We start from the raw sequence: 6,321 nt of genomic DNA on the forward strand, positions 1-6,321 counted from the left end.
TCTGAAAAATACATTTTCATTTGCAACATAAAAATCACCACTTTTCTTTTAGTATACAAGAAAAGTGATGATTTTTGTATTAACTATTTTTTATGCGGTTGCCCTGCATCTCCGGATTTTCTTCGTTTCCCCTGAAACTTCCGCTTTCTCTCCTTCTGATTTTGACAAACACGCTTTCAGCCGCTATAATAAAATTCGATTGTAAGGAGGTGCGACAATTGAACTCATTGATTTCAAATAAACGTATGCTATTTTGTCTTCTTTCATTTCTTCCGGCTCTGGCAATGATGTGTCTGATCTTCTCATTTTCTGCCCAGACCGGTGAAGAATCCGGAAGTCTCAGCAGCAAGATCAGCCACATGGCAGTCAATGTCGGCAATCAGGTACTTCATCTGGAGCTCACGGAATCTGAAATCGAATCTTATGCCGGATATCTGGAACATCCGATACGGAAACTTGCCCATATGACAGAGTATTTTATCCTGACGCTTCTTGTCCTTTTCCCACTTTTCGTCTGTGGACTCAGGGGACGGGCACTGATTCTCACTGCGCTCATTTTCTGTGTCTGTTTCGCTGCAACTGATGAATTTCATCAGTCTTTTGTTGCCGGACGGGGACCATCAGTAAAAGATGTGGGGATTGACAGCATTGGTGTCTGCGCCGCCTCCCTTCTTTATTGGGTAACAACATTCTTCCACCGGAAACATCATACCTTCGCTGATTAAAAATATACCCGCATCACAGAGCTTTGAATCATTGCTTCTCTGCGTGCGGGTATATTAATTTATAGCTTTATCAAAGCGTCTTACAGCCGTTCTCTTCTTTCTTCAAATTACAGCACAAGTGACGGTGCGCTGTATACACGAGCTTTCAGTTCACTGTTCAGCATATACAGACTCTTCGGATCGGAACCGAACATTTCCATCTTCGTAATCAGCTCATTTGCATTTGTCTCTTCTTCTCCCTGCTCTTTGATGAACCAGTCAAGGAACTGCATCGTACGGAAGTCTTTCACTTCGTATGCTGCTGCATAAATATTGTTGATCAAAGATGTCACATATTCTTCATGCTCTAATCCGGCTTTCAACGGTCCCATGTTGCAGGAAAATACTTTATCCGGCTTATCAATTGCTTCTAAAGTTACTTTCGCATTATTATTTTGTAAATACTGATAGAACAGCATTGCATGATCTCTTTCTTCCTGCGCCTGAATCTTATACCAGTTTGCAAATCCATCTAATCCCTTTGTCTCATAATAATTTGCAAAATCGAGATACAGATATGCTGAATAGAATTCTTTGTTTACCTGTGTGTTCAATAATTCTGCTACTTTTGCATTTAACATGTCAAATTCCTCCACTTTCCTTCATTTGTATTTATTGCTAATTTAAGAAGTTATCGATAATGACTGCCTCTGCCTCCTCCTCATTTAGTCCAAATGTACGAAGCTTGATCAGCTGTTCATTATTGATTCTTCCAATGGCTGCTTCATGCACGATCTGAGCATCTACATGGTGAGCATCAATCTCCGGGATTGAGCATACGTTTGCCTGTTCCATGATGATAGAATCACACTGAATATGGGCATGACAACTTGTGTTGCCGATTGCCTTCGGATGAAAAATCTGCCGGGAACTTCCTTTTGCCACAGACCTTGAAATCACCTGTGCGGAACTTCCTTCTCCATTCAGGCAATTGCCATATTGGACTCCGCACTCTGCTCATCGTGCGTCATTAATTTCTCTGTTACATAAATTCTGCTGTTAGCGCCAATTTCTACTTCCGTCTCACGGACAGTAGAATCCACTCCTTTAATCTGTACGGTATCAAGATTAAAGACAGAGTTTTCTTTCATATAAATCTTTGTAACCGGATTCAAAATACGGCCGCCTGTTCCGCTTCCTTCTCCGTAATGTTTCTCTTCATAAGTGACATTGCAATTGCTGCCGATGTGAAATGCATGGATTCCGTCATGTCTTGTATCATTGCAGCCACTGTTATGGATCCCACAGCCGGCGATAATTGTAACATTTGCACCATCTTCTACATAAAAATCATTGTAAACAACATCTGTAATACCTGATTTAGATACTACAACCGGAATGTGCACAAATTCATTCTGAGCATCCTTACTGATAAAAATATCAATGCCTTCCCGATCCGTTTTCTTCTTGATTTTTATATGCTCACTGTCACCCTGGCAGACAGAATAACCGTTCTCCCGCAGATTAAATGCACCTTTCTGTTCAAATCCCGCCGGGTCAATCTGTGCCAGCACTTCGCTTGTGATCTGATTCAACTCTGCCATTAGAACTCACCTCCTGTACGGATACATGCTTTTGACTGGATCGCATCAAATGCCAGTGTATCAAGCACTTCTTCCCTCGGTCCACAGATCTCTACCTGACCGTCCCGGATCACCATGATCCGGTCTGCCATCTGAATGATCCGCTCCTGATGCGAAATCAAAAGCAGACTTTCTTTCTTACTCTTATGGATCTTTTCAAATTCTTTGACAAGCATAGAAAAACTCCAGAGATCAATTCCTGCCTCCGGTTCATCAAAAATACAGATGTTATGTTTCTTCGCAAGCAGATGCAATCTCGATCCGCTTCATTTCACCGCCTGACAGTGTTGCGTCAATTTCCCTGTGAATATATTCCTGAGCACAAAGCCCTACATTGCTTAATAGTTCACAGCATCTCTTTCCGGCAAGTGGCTCTCCTGCCGCCAGATTCAGCAGCCGTTCTACCGTCATCCCCTTAAAACGCGGCGGCTGTTGAAATGCAAATCCAATTCCTGCATTCGCTCTCTGATCGATACTCATCTCAGACAGATCTTGTCCATCCAATAGAATCTTTCCTTTTGTCGCCGGATAAATTCCCATCAACAATTTAGCAATCGTAGATTTTCCTCCGCCATTCGGTCCGGTAATGACAAGCATCTCTCCGTCATTTACATGGAAATTTACATCTTTTAAGATGGACTGTGTTTTCCCCTCTTCCGTCACATCATATGATAAATGCTCTACCTTCAGCATAACAATTCTCATCTTCTTTCTCTTACTCATTTTTCACATAAGCTACACAAGCATATGGACTCTTGTATACACTATTTCTTATTATAAAACGAAAACGGCATTTTCTCAACTTGAAAATACCGTTTTCCTGCACTTTTCTTTGTATTTTTTTCCATACTGACCGGCGCTTCTTCCTAGTCAGTCACATTCACACGCTCGATTACCGGCTGTGTACCGTCTTTTACCGTTCCATTTTGATCCACTACAACTGCATTCTCACAAATATCATCTACAATATCCATACCTTCTGTCACAGTACCAAAGGCAGCATAATCCCCATCGAGAAACGTACTGTCCTCATGGACAATAAAAAACTGAGAACTTCCGCTGTCCGGGTCCTGCGCTCTCGCCATCGAAATTGTTCCCCGCTTATGAGAGATTGGATTTTCTACTCCATTAGACGCAAACTCTCCTTTGATCGTTTCGTCTGATCCTCCGGTTCCATTGCCTGCCGGATCTCCGCCCTGCATCATAAATCCCTCCATAATCCGATGAAACGTCAGCCCGTCATAAAAACCGCTCTTCGCCAGATTGACAAAATTTGTTACCGTAATCGGCGCGCTGTCTGCATCCAGTTCAACTTTAATCGTTCCATGGTCTTTTATGACAATCTCTGCATGGTGCTTTCCTGACAAAAGATCTTTTTCCTGAGTCTGTGACGCTTCTTTACTCCCGCCGCTTCCTTCTGATGCCGTTTCGGATGCTTTCTTTTCTCCACATCCGGCAAGAGATACTGCTCCCAACACTAACACTGCCATTGAAACTGCAGCGCTTTTTTTCATAAAGTTCTTTATCTTCATCTGTTTCATACGTCATATCCGCTCCTGTTCTTTTTTATTCTTGTGTATCCTTGCGGTACACGGTGCTATTATACACGTTTTGACCTGAAAAATCAAAATCTATTCAAAGAAATTAAAAATGCTTGTTGAAATTCCACTCTGTTTATGTTACGATTGCCTTAACCGAAAGAGTTTTGCCGACTGACGGATATGTGGAAAACCACAGGGGAAGCAGAACTTTGAAAAGCCGACCGTCTGGGCAGTATATGTGTTATTCGCATATGCTGCCTGTTTTATTTTCAATCTTTTGTCTGCATCTGCATATTTCTTTTTGCACTTCAGGCAGCTGAAACTATTGCAGGCGCAAGCGAATGCACGGCGGTGTTTCAACAGAAACTTATCTATGAAATTAGACGTAATGAAGGGAGATTCTGAGATGGGATACAAATCAGACATTGAAATCGCACAGGAATGTGTTATGGCACCAATTACAGAAATCGCTGCAAAAGCAGGCATTGAGGACAAGTACCTGGAACAGTACGGAAAATACAAAGCAAAGATCGACTACAACCTGTTAAAGGAAAGTGATCGTCCAAATGGTAAATTAATTCTTGTAACTGCAATCAATCCGACTCCTGCCGGAGAAGGAAAGACAACGACTACAATCGGACTTGCAGACGGACTTCAAAAACTTGGCAAGAATGTTATGGTCGCACTTCGCGAGCCTTCTCTTGGACCGGTCTTTGGCGTCAAAGGCGGTGCAGCGGGCGGCGGATATGCCAGGTAGTGCCAATGGAAGATATCAACCTCCATTTTACAGGTGATTTCCATGCGATCGGAGCTGCCAACAATCTTCTTGCTGCAATGATCGACAATCATATTTATCAGGGAAACGAGCTGAACATTGATCCACGCAAGATTACATGGAAACGCTGCGTTGATATGAATGACCGTCAGCTCCGCTATGTAGTAGACGGACTGGGCGGTAAGCCAAACGGAACTCCGCGTGAAGACGGTTACGATATCACAGTTGCTTCTGAGATTATGGCAGTTTTATGTCTCGCAAAAGATATCACAGATTTAAAAGAACGTTTATCACGCATCATTGTTGGTTACACATACGGAAAGATCGCAGATCAGAAGCCGGTTACAGCAGGCGATCTTCATGCCGAAGGTGCAATGGCTGCTCTTCTGAAAGATGCACTGAAACCAAACCTTGTTCAGACACTGGAACATGTGCCTGCTATCGTTCACGGCGGACCATTTGCTAATATTGCACATGGCTGTAACTCTGTCACAGCTACAAAAATGGCTATGAAGCTTGCCGATTACGCTATTACAGAAGCTGGATTCGGCGCTGACCTCGGAGCCGAGAAATTCCTCGACATCAAATGCCGTATGGCAGATTTAAAACCGGACGCAGTTGTCATCGTTGCTACTGTTCGCGCATTAAAATATAACGGCGGCGTTCCGAAAGCAGATTTGAACAGCGAGAACCTGGAAGCGCTTGAAAAAGGTCTTCCAAACCTGCTGAAGCATGTACACAATATTAAAGATGTCTTCCATCTTCCATGTGTTGTTGCAATCAATGCATTCCCAACAGATACCAAAGCAGAACTGGATCTTGTAGAAGCAAAATGCAAAGAACTCGGTGTTAATGTTGCACTTTCAGAAGTATGGGCAAAAGGCGGCGAAGGCGGCACACGGCTGGCAGAAGAAGTACTTCGTCTCACAGAAGAACCGAATGATTTTACATTTGCATATGAACTTGATGGCAGCATTGAAGATAAATTAAATCAGATCGTTCAGAAAATTTACGGCGGAAAACAGGTTGTCCTTACTGCTGCTGCAAAGAAACAGGCAAAAGAACTGGAAGGACTTGGTTTTGGCAACTGCCCGATCTGCGTTGCTAAGACACAGTACAGTTTGACAGACGATCAGACAAAGCTTGGCGCACCAACAGATTTTGAAGTTACTGTCAGAAACTTAAAGATTTCTGCCGGCGCCGGATTCATTGTCGCTCTGACTGGAGAGATTATGACAATGCCTGGACTTCCAAAAGTTCCGGCAGCTGAGCGCATCGATGTAGATGAAACCGGAAAAATTACCGGACTATTCTAAAAGATATTAAAAACTATGTAAAAAATTCCACATATCAAAAAACGGGCTGTCGGGAAATAGATAGTTCCAAACAGGGGCAGATTTGACTCACATGAGTCAATCTGCCCCTGAAACTTTTTCGTAAAAAGAGAAAAAGATGGCTAACGACAACCATCTTTCACTCCGTTCCATGTTATAATGGAACTATGATAACCAAAGATTATTATAACGATTTTTTTTGAATTAGGGCAACAAAAAAATTAACTTCAGTTTCTTCGAATTGTGTTTACCTGACGACGATCCAGTCTATACCCTGAAAAAAGTAATGGAGGATTTAGATTTTTCTGGCTTGTTAGCCAATTG

3 protein-coding genes, 4 pseudogenes and 1 riboswitch are annotated in these 6,321 nt (G+C 42.6%); of the genes and pseudogenes, 3 read left to right on the forward strand and 4 right to left on the reverse strand.

Annotated features, from left to right (window positions below; translation table 11 throughout):
* Positions 1-218: 218 nt before the first annotated feature.
* Positions 219-725 (forward strand): VanZ family protein, encoded by a 507-nt coding sequence (locus DWX73_RS12590; RefSeq protein ID WP_330413684.1) that lies wholly within the window; start codon positions 219-221, stop codon positions 723-725.
* Between the two features lie 107 nt (positions 726-832).
* Here the strand turns inward: DWX73_RS12590 and DWX73_RS12595 are convergent, their stop codons facing one another.
* The 4 genes and pseudogenes from DWX73_RS12595 to DWX73_RS12610 form a co-directional block, all read right to left on the reverse strand.
* Positions 833-1,345: a ferritin gene (locus tag DWX73_RS12595; protein WP_118349068.1), complete on the reverse strand. Its 513-nt coding sequence runs from the start codon at positions 1,343-1,345 to the stop codon at positions 833-835.
* A 37-nt stretch (positions 1,346-1,382) separates the two neighbouring features.
* Positions 1,383-2,308, reverse strand: a pseudogene (locus DWX73_RS12600) (SufB/SufD family protein).
* Positions 2,308-3,040 (reverse strand): annotated as a pseudogene (locus tag DWX73_RS15655) (ABC transporter ATP-binding protein). Before DWX73_RS15655 ends, DWX73_RS12600 begins: the two co-directional pseudogenes overlap by 1 nt.
* Positions 3,041-3,213: 173 nt before the next feature.
* Positions 3,214-3,861 (reverse strand): peptidylprolyl isomerase, encoded by a 648-nt coding sequence (locus DWX73_RS12610; protein ID WP_118349070.1) that lies wholly within the window; start codon positions 3,859-3,861, stop codon positions 3,214-3,216.
* 184 nt (positions 3,862-4,045) lie between these two features.
* Positions 4,046-4,126, forward strand: a riboswitch (ZMP/ZTP riboswitch).
* Positions 4,127-4,294: 168 nt separating this feature from the next.
* Between DWX73_RS12610 and DWX73_RS12615 the strand changes: the two are divergent.
* Both DWX73_RS12615 and DWX73_RS15830 read left to right on the forward strand, forming a co-directional pair.
* A pseudogene (locus DWX73_RS12615) lies at positions 4,295-5,979 on the forward strand (formate--tetrahydrofolate ligase).
* Between the two features lie 185 nt (positions 5,980-6,164).
* Positions 6,165-6,321 (forward strand): annotated as a pseudogene (locus tag DWX73_RS15830) (transposase); the annotation flags it as partial.

The organism is Coprococcus sp. AF21-14LB (assembly GCF_003458885.1).
Lineage (GTDB): Bacteria > Bacillota > Clostridia > Lachnospirales > Lachnospiraceae > UBA9414.